The 15,622-nt window shown below is 53.0% G+C and carries 17 protein-coding genes and 1 pseudogene; 5 read left to right on the forward strand and 13 right to left on the reverse strand.

Going from position 1 to position 15,622, the window contains the following annotated elements; genetic code table 11:
• Positions 1–8: 8 nt before the first annotated feature.
• The 3 genes from MLD66_RS12640 to MLD66_RS14580 are packed head-to-tail and all read right to left on the reverse strand — an operon-like array spanning position 9 to position 2,676.
• Positions 9–1,904 carry a fumarate reductase/succinate dehydrogenase flavoprotein subunit gene (locus MLD66_RS12640; RefSeq protein WP_247218408.1) on the reverse strand — a complete coding sequence of 632 codons (1,896 nt, stop codon included), beginning with the start codon at positions 1,902–1,904 and terminating at the stop codon, positions 9–11.
• Positions 1,901–2,551: a succinate dehydrogenase cytochrome b subunit gene (locus MLD66_RS12645; protein WP_247218410.1), complete on the reverse strand. Its 651-nt coding sequence runs from the start codon at positions 2,549–2,551 to the stop codon at positions 1,901–1,903. The genes MLD66_RS12640 and MLD66_RS12645 overlap by 4 nt, the downstream gene beginning before the upstream one ends.
• The gene (locus MLD66_RS14580; protein WP_281438469.1) at positions 2,548–2,676 is read right to left on the reverse strand and encodes a hypothetical protein; all 129 of its coding nucleotides are present in this window, start codon (positions 2,674–2,676) and stop codon (positions 2,548–2,550) included. The genes MLD66_RS12645 and MLD66_RS14580 overlap by 4 nt, the downstream gene beginning before the upstream one ends.
• A gap of 182 nt (positions 2,677–2,858) precedes the next feature.
• Here MLD66_RS14580 and lpdA point away from each other — a divergent pair, with 182 nt between their 5' ends.
• Together lpdA and trpC are read left to right on the forward strand one after the other, a co-directional pair.
• Positions 2,859–4,292 carry a dihydrolipoyl dehydrogenase gene (gene lpdA / locus MLD66_RS12650; RefSeq protein WP_247218412.1) on the forward strand — a complete coding sequence of 478 codons (1,434 nt, stop codon included), beginning with the start codon at positions 2,859–2,861 and terminating at the stop codon, positions 4,290–4,292.
• 7 nt (positions 4,293–4,299) lie between these two features.
• On the forward strand, positions 4,300–5,190 hold the full coding sequence (gene trpC, locus MLD66_RS12655; RefSeq protein WP_247218414.1) for an indole-3-glycerol phosphate synthase TrpC: 891 nt from the start codon (positions 4,300–4,302) through the stop codon (positions 5,188–5,190).
• A 226-nt stretch (positions 5,191–5,416) separates the two neighbouring features.
• On the opposite strand, the gene MLD66_RS12660 is transcribed toward trpC, so the two are convergent.
• From MLD66_RS12660 to MLD66_RS12675, 4 genes are all read right to left on the reverse strand, one after another.
• Positions 5,417–5,983 (reverse strand): NUDIX hydrolase, encoded by a 567-nt coding sequence (locus MLD66_RS12660; RefSeq protein WP_247218416.1) that lies wholly within the window; start codon positions 5,981–5,983, stop codon positions 5,417–5,419.
• Between the two features lie 14 nt (positions 5,984–5,997).
• Complete coding sequence (locus MLD66_RS12665; protein WP_247218418.1) at positions 5,998–6,465, reverse strand: DUF2214 family protein; 468 nt, start codon at positions 6,463–6,465, stop codon at positions 5,998–6,000.
• Positions 6,466–6,547: 82 nt separating this feature from the next.
• Positions 6,548–7,087: a cytochrome b6-f complex iron-sulfur subunit gene (gene petC / locus MLD66_RS12670; protein ID WP_247218420.1), complete on the reverse strand. Its 540-nt coding sequence runs from the start codon at positions 7,085–7,087 to the stop codon at positions 6,548–6,550.
• A gap of 43 nt (positions 7,088–7,130) precedes the next feature.
• Complete coding sequence (locus MLD66_RS12675; protein WP_247218422.1) at positions 7,131–7,343, reverse strand: DUF2892 domain-containing protein; 213 nt, start codon at positions 7,341–7,343, stop codon at positions 7,131–7,133.
• Positions 7,344–7,570: 227 nt separating this feature from the next.
• Here MLD66_RS12675 and MLD66_RS12680 point away from each other — a divergent pair, with 227 nt between their 5' ends.
• The 3 genes and pseudogenes from MLD66_RS12680 to MLD66_RS12690 all read left to right on the forward strand — a co-directional run bounded on the left by MLD66_RS12680 (position 7,571) and on the right by MLD66_RS12690 (position 11,276).
• Positions 7,571–8,863 carry an efflux RND transporter periplasmic adaptor subunit gene (locus MLD66_RS12680; protein ID WP_247218424.1) on the forward strand — a complete coding sequence of 431 codons (1,293 nt, stop codon included), beginning with the start codon at positions 7,571–7,573 and terminating at the stop codon, positions 8,861–8,863.
• Entirely contained in the window at positions 8,860–10,122 is a 1,263-nt protein-coding gene (locus MLD66_RS12685) for an ABC transporter permease (RefSeq protein ID WP_247218425.1), read from the forward strand. The genes MLD66_RS12680 and MLD66_RS12685 overlap by 4 nt, the downstream gene beginning before the upstream one ends.
• A gap of 307 nt (positions 10,123–10,429) precedes the next feature.
• Positions 10,430–11,276 (forward strand): annotated as a pseudogene (locus MLD66_RS12690) (IS630 family transposase).
• Positions 11,277–11,299: 23 nt separating this feature from the next.
• Here MLD66_RS12690 and MLD66_RS12695 read toward each other — a convergent pair.
• The 6 genes from MLD66_RS12695 to MLD66_RS12720 form a co-directional block, all read right to left on the reverse strand.
• Positions 11,300–11,650: a transposase gene (locus MLD66_RS12695; protein WP_247218427.1), complete on the reverse strand. Its 351-nt coding sequence runs from the start codon at positions 11,648–11,650 to the stop codon at positions 11,300–11,302.
• On the reverse strand, positions 11,647–12,030 hold the full coding sequence (locus MLD66_RS12700) for an IS630 transposase-related protein (RefSeq protein ID WP_247218429.1): 384 nt from the start codon (positions 12,028–12,030) through the stop codon (positions 11,647–11,649). Before MLD66_RS12700 ends, MLD66_RS12695 begins: the two co-directional genes overlap by 4 nt.
• Before the next feature lie 84 nt (positions 12,031–12,114).
• Complete coding sequence (locus MLD66_RS12705) at positions 12,115–12,921, reverse strand: class I SAM-dependent methyltransferase (RefSeq protein WP_247218431.1); 807 nt, start codon at positions 12,919–12,921, stop codon at positions 12,115–12,117.
• A gap of 92 nt (positions 12,922–13,013) precedes the next feature.
• Positions 13,014–13,814, reverse strand: a complete 801-nt coding sequence (gene proC / locus MLD66_RS12710; RefSeq protein WP_247219122.1) for a pyrroline-5-carboxylate reductase — start codon at positions 13,812–13,814, stop codon at positions 13,014–13,016.
• Positions 13,815–13,823: 9 nt separating this feature from the next.
• Complete coding sequence (locus tag MLD66_RS12715) at positions 13,824–14,402, reverse strand: cell division protein SepF (RefSeq protein ID WP_247218433.1); 579 nt, start codon at positions 14,400–14,402, stop codon at positions 13,824–13,826.
• Positions 14,403–14,941: 539 nt separating this feature from the next.
• A complete protein-coding gene (locus tag MLD66_RS12720) occupies positions 14,942–15,622 on the reverse strand; it encodes a YggS family pyridoxal phosphate-dependent enzyme (RefSeq protein ID WP_247218436.1) in 681 nt (226 codons plus the stop codon).

Here is a 15,622-nt window from a genome sequence, read left to right on the forward strand (position 1 = left end):
TGGGCACCCTAACGGTAATTTCGCACCGAAGGTTGCACAGTTTGATAATTTAAGGGTTCCTCGCTCCGTACTGGCGCCTCTCCCTCCCGCCACTGCCATAGCGCCACATGGGCAAACTGCTCATCATCCCGCAGTGGCTCCCCTTCGGGGGTTTGGTACTCCTCCCGGAAATGGGCACCGCAGGACTCCCGCCGTGCGAGGGCATCCAACGTCAATACCGAGGCTAATTCCAGGTAATCCGCCACCCGTCCCGCATACTCGAGGGCTTGATTCAACCCCTGAGCCACACCCGTCACCCGCACATCCCGCCAAAAGGCTTGCTGTAAATTGTTAATTTTTTGTAATGCGTCTTTTAACCCAGTTTCCGAGCGGCTCATCCCCACCTGATCCCACAGAATGGTGCCCAACTGGCGATGAAACTCCCTAGGGGTTTGGGAACCTGACCCACTCAAGAGGGTAGCAATCCGGTCGTGGGTCTGTTGGATTGCCTGCTGAAATTCCTCCCGGAAAACATCAATTTCTTGGGGTTTGATCCCCGCCAAATAATTACCTAGGGTGTAGGGAATAATAAAGTACCCATCTGCTAAACCCTGCATCAATGCACTGGCACCCAAACGATTGGCACCGTGGTCAGAAAAATTGGCTTCTCCTAGGACAAATAAACCGGGGATCGTACTCATCAAGCCATAATCCACCCACAGCCCCCCCATCACATAATGCACTGCCGGATAAATTCGCATCGGCGTTTCGTAGGGATTTTCCCCGGTGATTCGCTCATACATGGTGAATAAATTGCCATATTTGCGCTCGATTTCGGGGCGATTATGCGCCAAACGTTCCTGGAAATCTAAATATACCGACCGCCCGACCCCATAGCCTTGGTCACAAACATTTTTTACCGCCCGGGACGCAATATCTCTGGGTACTAAATTGCCAAAACTGGGATAGAGCCGTTCCAAAAAATAATCCCGCTCGGCAGGGGGAATGTCCTGGGGATCACGGGTATCGCCAGGGATTTTCGAGACCCAAATGCGACCATCATTGCGTAAACTTTCACTCATCAAAGTTAATTTGGACTGCCCGGTTCCCGACACCGGAATACAGGTGGGATGAATCTGCACAAAACTAGGATTAGCCAACCATGCCCCCCGTTTGTGACAACGCCAGACCGCCGAAGCATTGGCACTTTTAGCGTTTGTAGATAAATAGTAAATGTTCCCGTAACCACCGCTGGCTAAAATAACTGCCTGACCCCCGTAGCGTTCTAATTCCCCGGTAATTAAATGGCGAACAATAATGCCCTGCGCCCGCCCATCTACGATGACTAAATCGTAAAACTCGCGCTGGGGAAATAATTGCACCGTCCCCCGTTGTACCTGGCGCATCAACGCCCCATAAGCTCCTAATAATAACTGCTGTCCCGTCTGCCCCCGGGCGTAAAACGTGCGGGACACCTGCGCCCCCCCAAAGGAACGATTCGCCAACAGACCCCCGTACTCCCGGGCAAACGGCACCCCCTGCGCCACGCAATGGTCAATGATCTGGGTGCTGACCTGCGCCAAACGATAGACATTCGCCTCCCGCGCCCGAAAATCCCCCCCCTTGATCGTGTCGTAAAACAACCGCCAGACACTATCCCCGTCATTCTGGTAATTTTTTGCCGCATTGATCCCCCCCTGAGCGGCAATGCTATGGGCACGCCGGGGCGTATCTTGTAAGCAAAACACCAGTACTTTATACCCCAGTTCCCCCAGGGTAGCGGCTGCCGATGCCCCAGCCAAACCCGTGCCAATCACCAGTACGGTGTATTTACCCCGATTGGCGGGACTCACCAAACGGCAGTGGTTTTTGAATTCATCCCACTTATCTTCTAGGGGACTGTTGGGGATCGGGGTGGGGTTCATCGGCTGTGCCCATAGATGGCTAGGGGAATGATGGCGTAACCCAGCAGTAGGATCAGGCTCACCATCTGACTCCAACGGGGCAACCAGGGGGTGATATGCTCATGTCCCAAACCCAAAGATTGCAGGCTACTGCCAAAACCATGCGCCAGATGCAGTCCAACGGGCAACAACGCCAATTCATACACTGCCACCCAGGCAGGGTTGTGAAATAATTGGGTCACCAAAACTTCTAAATTGCGTTCTCCTGGATGGAACCGGAACTGTTGCAAATGGATGATTAAAAAACCAAGCATCAATGATCCACTGATCACCATAAATCGAGATGTGAGATTGACTGCCCAACTGCCTGCCCAAGTGTTTTTATGTCGTAAATGGGTGTGTTTAGGAACGAATTTTTTTTGCTGTCTGCGGAGGGCAATGGTTAACCAAACATGAGTAATAAAAGCCACGAGTAAGGTTAATTCTAAACCATGAAATAGCCAACCCCACGCTTCCAATTCCTGAGCCAGCTGATTGTAACGACCTGGGGTATCAAAAAGTAGTAAATTTCCCCATAGATGAAACAGCAAAAAAGCGCATAAAAATAAACCCGATAGGGCAATCAGGGCTTTCTGCACAACGCTGTTACTGAGGATGGCTGTGTTCATCGTCCCAAGCTACTAGTAGAAATGGCACGCCAACTGGCAACCCCCGCCAACACCCACGCCAGGGCTAGGATTCCCCACCAAAGGGAACGGCGGAAACGAGGAGGCAGGGAGCGGTTTTTCGTCATCGGTTCAGCCCTCAGGTGGGAACGCCCGGCTTGGGGTTGGATGCACTTCTTTTACCCTAGCTCAAGGGCTTGGGGTTGCGGGGCGGGTTTTAGCAAAATTTTGGCTGGGGTCGCTCCCCGCTACGTTAAAAGGATAGGGATTGGCTACACTAAAATAATCCCCAAACGTTGAGGACGGAGACTTGTTTGACTACGATTTGCTGATTATCGGGGCGGGTGTGGGCGGTCATGGGGCGGCACTCCATGCGGTGGCCTTGGGCATGAAAACGGCGATTGTGGAAGTGGCGGAGATGGGGGGCACCTGTGTCAATCGGGGCTGTATTCCCTCCAAGGCGTTGTTGGCGGCGGCGGGGCGTTTGCGCCAATTGCAGGACAAGGAAACCCTAAAAGCCCTGGGGATCAACGTGGCAGAGATTCAGGTGGATCGGGCGGGGGTGGCGGCTCATGCGGAAGGGATTGTGACCAAAATTCGGGGGGATTTGACCCGCTCGCTGGAACGGCTGGGGGTGACGATCATTCCCGGCTGGGGCAAGGTGGTCGATCCGCAGAAGGTGAGTGTGACGCAGGGCGGTAAAGAAACCCTGGTGACGGCGCGCCATATTTTGATTGCCACCGGTTCCTATCCTTGGGTGCCGCCGGGGATTGAGATTGACGGACAAACGGTGTTTACCAGCGATGATGCCCTGAAATTGTCTTGGTTGCCCCCTTGGATTGGGATTGTGGGTAGTGGCTACATTGGCTTGGAATTTGCCGACATTTACACGGCGCTGGGGTGCGAAGTGACGATGATTGAAGCCCTGGACCGCCTGATGCCCACCTTTGACCCGGATATTGCCCGGTTGGCGCAACGGGTGCTGTTGGCGGATCGGGATGTGGAAACCCATGTGGGAGTGTTGGCGCAGAAAATCACGCCGGGGAAGCCGGTGGTGGTGGAATTGGCGGACACTCAAACCAAGGAATTAAAGGAAGTTTTAGAAGTGGATGCGGTGTTGGTGGCGACGGGGCGACTCCCGGCTACGGAGAATTTGGGGCTGGAATCCCTGGGTATTCAGCGGGATCGGCGGGGGTTTATCCCGGTCACGCCTCAGTTTAATGTACTTAAGGATGGGGAACCTGTGCCGACTCTGTGGGCGATTGGGGATGCGATTGGCACAATGATGCTGGCTCATGCGGCGGCGGCGCAGGGGCGGGTGGCGGTGGAAAATATGCTGGGACAGAACAAAACCGTGAATTACCGGGCGATTCCGGCGGCGGCTTTTACCCACCCGGAAATTAGTTTTGTGGGCTTGACGGAACCCCAGGCGCAGGAGTTGGGACAAACGGAGCAGTTTTCCGTCGCCGCAGTCCGCAGTTATTTCAAGGGCAATTCCAAAGCCATTGCCGAGGGGGAAGCGGAGGGTTTGGCAAAGGTGATTTACCGCCCGGACACAGGGGAATTGTTGGGGGTGCATATCATCGGTACCCATGCGGCGGATTTGATCCAGGAGGCAGCGGCGGCGATGGCGACCCACACCCCCATCCAAGCCTTAGCGGAAATTGTCCACACCCATCCCACCCTCACTGAGGTGTTGGATGAGGCGTTTAAGCGGGCGAGTTTAACGCTGACCCGTTCGTAAGTGGGTTATGGTTTCGATTCGGCGCACCCGTCCCCATCTTGCCCAATCCCTCAGCCGCCTGGGCTACCAAATGGAATTGCCCGAAGCCCAACCCCAGCACATTTTGGAGGAAATTGTCTGGGCGAAAGAAGTGGAAGTGGAGCGATTGCGGCAAGCGTTGCCTTTATCAGAATTGCAAAAAAAGGTACTGAATGCGCCCCCGCCCAGGAATTTTTTGGCGGCTTTGCAATCCCCACCCCATCCGGGTCTCATTGCAGAAGTCAAAAAGGCATCCCCCAGCAAAGGGGTGATTCGGGCGGATTTTGACCCGGTAGCGATTGCCCAGAGTTATGAACGGGCGGGGGCACGCTGTATTTCTGTACTTACGGATGAGCAATTTTTTCAGGGGAGTTGGGATTATTTAAGCCAGATTCGCCAAGCGGTTGACCTGCCCCTTTTGTGCAAAGAATTTATCATTTATCCCTACCAAATTTACCTTGCCCGTTGTCAGGGAGCCGATGCCATTTTGCTGATTGCCGCCATTCTCACCGACCAAGATTTAAGCTATTTTATTCGCATCATTCACGCCTTAGGGATGGTGGCTTTGGTGGAAGTGCATACCTTCGCAGAATTAGACCGGGTATTAGGTGTGCCGGGGGTGAATTTGATCGGCATTAACAACCGCAATTTAGAAAATTTCACAACAGACTTAAGCACCACAGAAAATCTATTAGCGCAAAAATTACCTGAGATACAACAGCGGGGCATTACCCTTGTCAGTGAATCGGGAATTCACACGCCAGCGGATGTTTTGCGGATGAAACAGGCAGGGGTGCAGGGGATTTTGGTGGGAGAATCGTTGATGAAACAACCGGATATTGAGCAGGCAGTGTGGGGATTATTAGAGAGCGTTTATTAATTCTTTTGATTAATAATTTTAGGGCACCTCTATCAATTCAAAGTTAGCGGTCGCAGGGTGGGATTTATGGTTGGTTCAAATAAATAGAAGTTCCCTTTAATCTTCTACAATTTTAGATTGGCGATATAGCAATCCTAAATGAAAATGGTCTAGGGGTTCCGTACTTGGTTCTGGAGCATTTCTGTATGACTACGGCGCGCAAGCTAACGCTAATCAAGTAGGACTGCTATAGATTAGAAAACTCTTGCCTTTGGTATCGTTGGTATCGTTCCTGCCACTCGCGCAAGACGAGGCGACATTGGGCACATTGAATCATCGCCAACAGGGCCTGAAATCCCTCTGAATTATTGGCATAAGTACCTGCCACCCGCTCTGGGGGAATTGCCAAATCAGGTTTTAACTGGGCCACAAAACCGTAGAGTTTCTGATTGGAAAAGGAACTATTAATCGCCCATCCTGCTGGCGGGGTTAATGCGATTAAATGTTCTACGGCTGGTGTTTGCAAGTCTAATTCCCGCGCCAAAATCGCCTCCACCACCTCTGCGGGGGACTGGTTAACCGGGCATCGTCCCCCCGGAAAATCCCACGTCAATTCCCCTATGCCTGGGCGATACATCGGTACGGGTAAAATGATGCGGTCTTGTTGAATGGGGATCACAATGACGGAATCAACCCGCTCCACCCGCCAGTATTCCCGCACAATGCCCTGGTGGTCCTGGAGATGCTCGCCAATCAGCGTGAACCACCGGGTTTCCAGGGTGAGGATGCGGTCCAGAGTTTGCCAGGATTCCATGCACCATCCCCCGCTTAGCCGTTGAACCAGGTCATGCCCATTCCTCTTGCCAGCATCGCCGCCAGCAAAGGCATGAGGGTCAAACCAAGTAATTCACTGCGGATCAGCCAGGATAACCGGTTGACCTGGGAGACACTCAAGCGCGGCGATTCTCCCTGTTGCAATTGTTTAATCCAAGAAATAAAACAAAACGTGGGATAAAGCGATAATAAACTCACTACCGCAAACACGCCAATTTTGGTGTAAAAAACCGGGTTGTGGAGATAATATGCCGTGCCTTTGCCAAAGTAAATCACCCGCAAAATACCCGTGATTAAAATGACGGTTGCCGATAATCCATAAATCGCATCCGCCCACACCACCCGCCACGCCTGCTCCACCTTGAGGTCTTTGTGCAGTGTGAGTCCTTCCACCAGCAGTGCGGCAAACGCCCCCATAAACCCCAAATAGTGCAAATAGGCGGTCACCACACTGCTCCACATGGTCGCTCTCCTTCATCGAAAATGGGTCGCACGCCTGAACCGGCATACTAATAAATTAAGTAAATTAAATTAAGTAAAACATCTAAACCCACCAAGGCTTCATTCCCGTGCGGGGGTCGGTCTCGCGCCAGGGGGAAATCAGAATCAGGTCATTGGCGACCGCCACATGGACGAGCTTGAGGGGCAAAGGAGCCGGGCCACGCACCACCGTGCCATCCGGGGCGTACAGCGAACCATGACAGGGGCATTGAAACTGCTGATCCAGGGGATTCCAGGGAAACGTACAGCCCAAGTGGGTGCAGTTATTGACAATGCCCATCGTATCCAAAGTGCGGTCTTCCTTCACCACCAGATAGGTGGGTTCCCCAGCCAATCCGGCCACCAAGGCCCGGGTTCCCGGCGGTTCCTGCAAAATCCGGCTAGCAGGAATGGGCGTGCCAAAGCGATCCCGGGCAACCACACTCCCATCAGCGCCCGTGTCTTCCCCCGGAGGCACCAAAAACTGCCCCACCGGATAAAGCGATGCCGTCAGGGCGGTGGCCACCGTTGCCCCGGTGAGAAAATTTAGGAGTTGCCGCCTCGACAGGGATGCGTCTGCTGCTAAAGGAACACTCTGATCCATACCCTTCCTGCCTCCTTATGCTTCCTGAAGGTTGAACATCCTGCTAAGGGGCTTGCCGGGAGGGGCGACTCGAAATGCCCAACAGCTGGTAAAGACCGCAAAAGCCCACCAGCCCGGTGATGAACAATATCCCAGCCACCACCATCAACCCTAAGCCCCACCCAGAACCCTTGAACACAAACCATCCCAGATAAAACAGCAAAGCCGCTAAAACCAAACGAATCAGCCGATCCAACCAACCCAAATTGCTTGCCATAACCTACACCTCCAAACAGAAATCAAAAGATTAAAACCGAGATCAAATCAATCAAACAACTGGCCTGCGCCGAGGACTTTTTTGAGGCATACCATCCTCTACTTGGCATTATAACTAATCACCTATATAGTTAACAACTCACAAAGATGGGATGTCCCTGGGCGAATGAACGGATTCCCTAGGGCATTCGTCTAAAATGCAGGTAGGGCTGTGGGAGGGTAATCGGCGTGCCAACCTGGCGCAAAAACAGCATCCGGTTTCTGCCCGTCGTGGGGGTAGCGGTATTGCTGGCGGGGGGAATTTGGTGGTGGGGGTTCCGTCCCCGCTCCCAGAAACAGCCCCAGGTACGCACGGCAACGGTGACCCGTGAAACCTTGCCGGTGACGATTCAGGTGAATGGGGAGGTGCGCCCGGAACGGACGATTAATATTAGTCCCAAAACTGCGGGTATTGTGCGGGAATTGCGGGTCAGGGAAGGGGACCGGGTGGAACAGGGGCAGATTTTAGCCAGGATGGACGATGCCAATGTGCGGGGGCAGTTGACCCAAGCCCAGGGGCAGGTGGCGGCGGCGCAGGCGAATCTCCAGCGGTTGCAGGCAGGGAATCGTCCCCAGGAAATTGCCCAAGCCCAGGCGCAGGTGCAGGAGGTGCAGGCGGCTCTCAACCAAGCGGAATTGAATCTCAAACGCAACCAAACCCTATTCGCCCAGGGAGCGATTTCCCAGCAGAATTTAGAATTATCTTTGACAGAACGGGATCAAGCCTTAGCCCGGTTACAGCAAGCCAAACAAGTTTTGGATTTACAAAAAAGCGGTTTTCGCCCGGAAGAAATTGCCCAAGCCCAGGGGCAACTCCAGCAGGCACAAGGCGCATTACAGGTGATTCAATCCCAGTTGAACGATACGATTTTGCGGGCACCTTTTGCGGGGGTGGTGACCCGGATTTATGCGGAACCGGGGGCATTTGTCACACCGACCACTTCCGGCAGTACGGTATCCTCGGCGACCTCTTCTTCGGTGTTGGCGTTGGCGGCTATGAACCAGGTGGTGGCGAAGGTGCCGGAAAGTAGCCTACCCCAGTTGCGGTTGGGGCAAACCGCCAAAATCCTTGCCGATGCCTACCCGGAGGAACCCTTTACCGGCAAAGTCATCCAGATTGCCGTGCAGTCGGTGGTGGAGCAAAATGTCAATAGTTTTGAAGTACGTTTGGCGGTGGAGGATGCCCAACAGCGGTTGCGGGCAGGGATGAATACGGCGGTGACCTTTCAGGTGGGGGTGCTACCCAATGCTTTGGTGGTGCCGACGGTAGCGATTGTCCGTCAGGAGCGGCGGGCGGGGGTTTTGCTGGCGGAGAACCCACCCCGGTTTCAACCTATTCGCACCGGTGCCAGTGTGCGGGATAAAACGGTGGTGCTAGAAGGCTTAAAAGAGGGGGATAAGGTACTGCTGAGTTTTCCCCGGGGAGAACGCCCCCGTACCCAACTTCCCTCGCTGATCCCCGGTCTAGGACCAAGGCGATGAGGGGGCAAAAACGCCAACGGCCCCCAGGGGTAGGTAGTGCCGAAATTTTGGCGATGGCTTGGTCTGCCCTGCAGGCGTACCGATTGCGGACGGTGCTGACCATGCTGGGGGTGGTGATTGGCATTGCGTCGGTAATCCTGGTCACGGCGGTGGGGCAGGGGGTACAGGCGGCTACCGAGCGGCAAATTCAAAACCTGGGAACGAATCTTCTGCAAATCCAAGCCGGTCCGCCCCAGGTGCGGGGGATCAGCCAAGGGGCGGGCAATGCCTCAACGTTGACCTTAGAGGATGCGGAGGCGGTGGCGACCCAAGCTCCTTCCGTAACCCGGGTGGCTCCCTATCTGACCCGGCGACGGCAAGTCACCTACGGCACCCAAAATACCCTGACGCCGGTGAATGGGGTGGATGACAATTTTTGGTCGGTGCGTCAGTTTCAAGTGGCGAGCGGGCGGGTCTTTACCCCGATGGAACTGGACACGGCGCAATCCCTGGTGGTGCTGGGGGCAACGGTGGCACGGGATTTGTTTGGCAATGACTCCCCTCTGGGTCAGCGGGTGCGGATTCAGGGTGCCCTGTACGAGGTGATTGGGGTGATGGCACCAAAAGGCAGTACGGACGGCTTTGACCTGGACGACCAGGTGTTTATCCCCTTGAAAAGTATGGCGGGGCGAATTGTGGGGCAAAATGCGCTACAGGGCGTGGCTTTGAGCGGGTTTTGGGTGCAGGTGCCCAGTGCGGAGGAAATGGAGGCGGCGCAGTTTCAAATTACCAATCTGCTGCGCATTCGTCACAACATTTATCCCCCCCAACCGGACGATTTTCGTATCAATAATCAAGGGGATATTATCAGTGCATTTACGGCGATTACGGGTTTGTTGACGGTGATGGTGGGAGCCATTGCCGCCGTTTCCTTGGTGGTGGGGGGCATCGGTATTGCCAATATCATGCTGGTTTCGGTGGTGGAACGCACTAGGGAAATTGGTATCCGCAAAGCGGTGGGGGCAACTGGGGCGGCGATTTTGCAACAATTTTTAACCGAAGCGGTGCTGGTGTCCCTGGCGGGGGGCGCAATTGGTCTGGCGCTGGGGGTGGGCTTGGCTTGGGGGGCGGCGCAAATGCTCCAAATTCCCCTGGTGTTGGCTCCCTGGGCGATTGGGGCGGCATTGCTGTTGTCCGCTGGCGTGGGTTTGGTGGCAGGGGTGGCACCAGCGCAACACGCGGCTCGGCTTGACCCGATTGTGGCTTTGCGGAGCGAGTAGGGTAATCCTGTCGTTACAAAATTCCCTAAAAACCTCGACGGGGCGGTGCCCTGCGACCGCTATAGCTAAGCAGGCAAAGGTTGGCATATAGAGCAGATGACTGAATCTATAAGATCATGAAGATTTTGGGTTGTAGATGTCATGGTTTTTCTAACTCTTTGCTTGATTCTATGCCATTGATGCTCAATCGGATTTAAATCGGGAGAGTATTTCGGTAGATATATAGTCATTTTTAATAAAAATGCAACATTTTATGAGAAGAGGGTGTAAGATAGAAGAGAAGTAGGAATTAAGGAGAAGAATCAGGATGTGTTACAGTCTGGATTTACGGAAAAAGGTGATAAGTTTCATTGAGAACGGGAATAGTATCACGAAAGCGGCGCGAATCTTCGGCATCAACCGAGCAACCGTGTACCGGTGGCTAGACAGACCCAATCTGGAGCGCACGAGAGTAGTGAGAAGGAAGAGGAAAATCGATATTGCCAGACTGAATCAAGATGTGGAGAAATACCCCGATAAGACTCTTCAGCAAAGAGCACAAGAGTTTGGGGTAGTGCCAAGCTCAATATATTATCAATTGAAGCGGCTAAATATCACGAGAAAAAAAACAGTTTCGCTATCGAGAAAGAAATCATTCCGATAGAATATTACACTACCGGACATTGAGAGAATTAATCAAGAAGTATGGGATAGAAAGTCTGCTATTTATTGATGAGACGGGCTTTGAGAGGTTCGTCAGTCTGATTTATGGTTGGGCTAAACGGGGAAAAAAGATTTATGGAGAGCGTCAGGGACGGCGGTATAAACGAGAGAATCTCGTAGCGGGTCGGCGCAAACATAGCAAGGATTTAATTGCTCCCATGCTATTTGACGGCAGTTTAGATGCGGTGACTTTTGAGCGATGGTTAGAGGTGCATTTATTACCAGCATTGACGAGACTATCGGTGTTAATTTTGGACAACGCACCGATTCATCGTAAGAAACGCATTCGAGAATTAGTGGAAGCGGCGGGGCATATCGTATTATTTTTGCCAACTTATTCCCCAGACCTCAATGACATTGAGCATGACTTTAGCGCATTAAAAAAATTGAGGATGTACGCTCCCCCTGGTACCACCATTGATGAAGTCATTCGTAATTATTGCGCAAGTTAGTGTCGCATTCTAAACCGAAATGACTATATCAATTCGCACCCAGCGGCTTCCACAACCTTCCTAACCAGTTGGCAACGATGAAAACTTGCATTATCTAAAACAATTTTCTTCCCTGCTCCAATTGTTGGCAACAACATCTCTGTTAACCAGGTAATCAATACTTGCAAATTACAACTACCAATCCAAGTAAATGGTGCAACCAATTTCCCTAAATGATAACCACTCATCATGCTTATTCTCTCTCTCTTTTTGCCAGGTCGTTGACCATATATTCTTTGTCCTTCTAGCCCCCAACCATATTCATAAATATCTCGATTATCCATCCCAGACTGGTCAACATAGACTAAATCTTCATTCTTTTCCTCTTTTATCATCTTGATAAATTGTTGTCGCTCTTCCTCGTTTTGTTCTTCATAAGAGTATGTTTTTTTTTACGGGTAAAGTTGATTTTTTTAAGGGCTTGACCAACGGTTGTATGACTTACACCGAGAATGACTCCCATTTCTTTTTGCGTCAACCCTTGATTTGCTTCTACAAATTGGCGAAATCCCTCCAAATCAGTGATCTTAGCACTATGACCTTTTTGATAGTTCTGTTTCGGGCGATAATCACCACTTTCTGACCACATTTTTAACCATCTTTGTACGGTTCTTCTGCTAATACCAAATAACTCACTAACCTCAACCAGTTTTGCCCCATTTAAGACTGCTTCGACTGCTTTTTGACGCAAATCGTAACTGTATGGTCTTGCCATCGCTTTTCTCCAAAATATCTATTCTATAATAGGACAAACTTACCCTGCTTGACTATAATTTTCAATTTATGAAGGACTCAAACATTACGGTAATAATTGCCCCCAAATGCGCATACCGCCGACATTACCCCCGCTGAATAAATCCACCACTGCTTGATAAAAATGGAGATAACTTTCCACCAAGTCATCCCCGTGTTTTTGGCGGTAATGGGCTTGGTTTTGTTGGAATTGATACCATCTTTGATGTACCCAATTGTGCCAGAGCGGGGTGACATTTTCGTAAGCAAGTACCCCCAAACCCGCCCGGGCTAAATCCTGTTGATAGGATTCCAGAGTGGGCAGATAGGGACAGGCAATTTGTTCTGCTAAAACCCTTTGTTCTACCGGGGTTAAAGATTGTAATTGCACATAGTCTTCGATATAAAAGCGTCCCCCTGGTTTCAGTAGGACAGCGCATTGAGAAAATAAGGTTTTGCGGTCAGGAATATGCAGAAAAACCAATAGGGACAACCAAGCATCAAACGTTCCGGCAATTCCCGCCAAAATATCCCCCTGAATAAAGGTCACCCGCTGGGATAAGCCGGTGCGTTCCGTAAGTTCCACCGCCATCTGCTGTAGTTGGGGTTGCAGTTCCAAGCCCGTGACCCGACAGCCCACCTGTTGCGCCAGATACCGAGCCGTCCCCCCCACCCCCGCCCCAATATCCAAAACCTGGGATTCAGCGGTGATCCCCAGCCGTTCGATGGCTATATCAATCGCCGTCGTGCCGCAGTAATGGTAATGGTCCAAAGACTGCAAATCCGTGAGGGTCAATCGTTCCGGCAAATGCGCCAATTCCCCCCGCAAAAACGGCAGACGATATTCATACATCCGGGTCATGGATTCGTGCATAGCGGGTCGCTCATCACTGGGTTACCGTTGATCCCCAGGGGTTGGGGTCGGGACAATCTTAACGCAAGGCACCAGGAAACCGCCTCATTCGCCTAGCCTTCTAAACCCTGCGCCCGTTGGTACGCTGACTGCACCGCTTGCATGAGGGCACCCCGCACCCCTTGCTGTTCCAAACACAACAGCCCAGCACTGGTGGTACCGGCGGGACTCATCACCCGGTCTTTCAACGTGGCGGGGGGTAAGTCCTGCTGTTGTAATAACTGCGCCGTCCCCAAAACCGTTTGCAGTACCAACTGGGTCGCCAACCCCCGGGGCAAACCCACCAATACGCCCCCATCAATCAGGGCTTCCATCAGCACCGCCATATACCCGGGTCCGGAACCCGCCACCGCCGTCACCCCGTTCAGATAACGCTCCGGCACCTCCACCACCTGCCCCACCGCCGCAAATAATTGCATAGCCCATTGCCGCTGTTGTTCATTCACCTGCGTTCCCCAAGCCAACGCCGTGATCCCCGCCCCCACCTGCACCGGGGTATTGGGCATCGCCCGCACCCACGCCCGCCCGGGAACCGCCGCTTCCAACGTACGCAGAGGCATTCCCGCCAATATCGAAATACACACCGCCTCCGGGGACACCACCTGTAAATCCGGCACCACCTGCGCCCATTGCTGGGGTTTCACCGCCACCAGTACAACTTCCGTCGCTTCTGCCGCCCTTTGATTGTCCCCGCTCACCCCCACCCCGTAGGTTTCTGCCCAAAACTGCCGTCGTTCCATCCGGGGATGGCTCACCAAAATTTCCGCTGGCGTATAAATTTTTTTTGTCAATAAACCCTGAATGAGGGCTACAGCCATCGCCCCCCCGCCAATTACCCCCAAACGATGGGTCACGGTGACCAACTATTGCGCCAGATAGGCGGGCATCGCCTCCGGTGTCCAGATGGGGGGCGTATTGCGCAGGGTGCTGGGAGACTCCAGGGGGACCGCACTGGGTACGGAGCTCCGGGTACTCACCTGCACCCCATTAGGGGTAAAAAGAAAAATGCTTTCCCCCAGCCGCTCCTGGTGCCCGTCAATGGCATAGGTGCCGCCAGCGACAAAATCCACCGCCCGTTGCGCCAAATCCGGCTCCATCAATGTGACATTCAACACCACCGACTTACGCTCCCGCAGAGCCTGGATCGCCTGGGGCATTTCCTCAAAGGAACGGGGTTCCATCACGACCACTTCAAACTGGCTGGGCTGGGCGGTGGGCAAACCAATCACGTTGTTCATGGGATTGTTCATCGGATTACGGGGGGTAGGGGTTTCAGCAGTAGGGGTCGCCATCGGGGTACGTTCCCGCCGCCGGGGCGGTTCCCGATAGTCATGGGAGGTGGGGGGTTGGGGCACAGGGGTCTGGTGCTGACCCGGGTCATAATCATATTCCACCGGTTCACCCAGGCTCACCAAGTCCCGGAGTCGTTTCAATAACTGCATGGGGTATGGGCTCCCGCCACAGGCGTAAAGGGTCTAAGAAACATTTAGCACATCAACTGTAAGGAACATGGTGTGTGTCGAGGAGGGGGCTTGGGGTGAGTCAGTTGGTAGATTCGGTTATTCACCGTATGTTTACCCGCAATCACGGAAGGCGATTGTGTGGGTATTAGCCTACCAATGTACTTCAATAGGATTGCCGATACTTGAACAGTAACCGTTTTTTTAACAAAATTCAATATATGATGGCAAAATTTTCTGGTCTGGAGGGGCATAGATACTATCTGATTCTGGTGATTTAAGTAATCGTACTAATGACAGGTGGCAAATGGCGGATATTTTCCACTTTTTCTTAAGGTGGTTTTGCCTCGGTTGAGGGTGTCTGAGGGCACCAGTGGCGGCTGGTACGGGCGGGAGTCGGGATGTTTGGGTGCCTAGGGTTACACAGATACATAAGGGATGTAGCCGGAGATACACAGTGAGGATGCGGCTGAATACATAAAAATCTAACTATCCCCCAGGTGCTAAACTGCAATGGTTATCTAAGATACAAAATCCGTTTCCTGGGGACGTTCCCCGAACAGGCAACGACCGAGGCGGAGGATGGTGGCACCGGCGGCGAGGGCTTGGGGGTAGTCATCGGACATCCCCATTGAGTATTCCCGCAGGGGGAGGTGGGGTTGGAGTTGGGCACCGAGGGCGGGCAGTTCGCTAAAGACCTGCTGGCGTTCGCTGGCGGTTAATCCCAGGGGCAGGATGGTCATCAGTCCGACAATTTTGACGTGGTGCAATTGGCTCAGGGCAGGAAGGGCGGCAAGTAATTCGGGTACGCTCCAGCCGTATTTTTGGGGGTCGGGGCGGAGTTTGACTTGCAAAAGCAGGTGGGGGGGATGCGGCAGGTCTTGGCTGAGTTGGTCGAGTTTTTGGGCGAGGGGGAGGCTATCGACGCTGTGAATCCAGGGGAATAGGTGCAGGGCGGGGCGGGCTTTGTTGCTTTGCAGGTGACCGATCAGGTGCCAGGTGATGTCGGGTAAATCGGCGAGGGCTTGGGCTTTGGCTTGGGCTTCTTGGACACGGCTTTCCCCAAAATCCCGTAATCCCAGGGCGTAGGCGTGACGGATGACCGGCACTGGCACCTGTTTGGTGACTGCCACCAGCCGGACGTGGGGGGGAATTTGGGTTTGGAGGGCGTGCAGGCGTTGGGAGAGGGTGTCCTCGCTCAT

The organism is Synechococcus sp. C9 (assembly GCF_022984075.1).
In the GTDB taxonomy this organism is placed as follows: Bacteria; Cyanobacteriota; Cyanobacteriia; order Gloeomargaritales; family Gloeomargaritaceae; genus Gloeomargarita.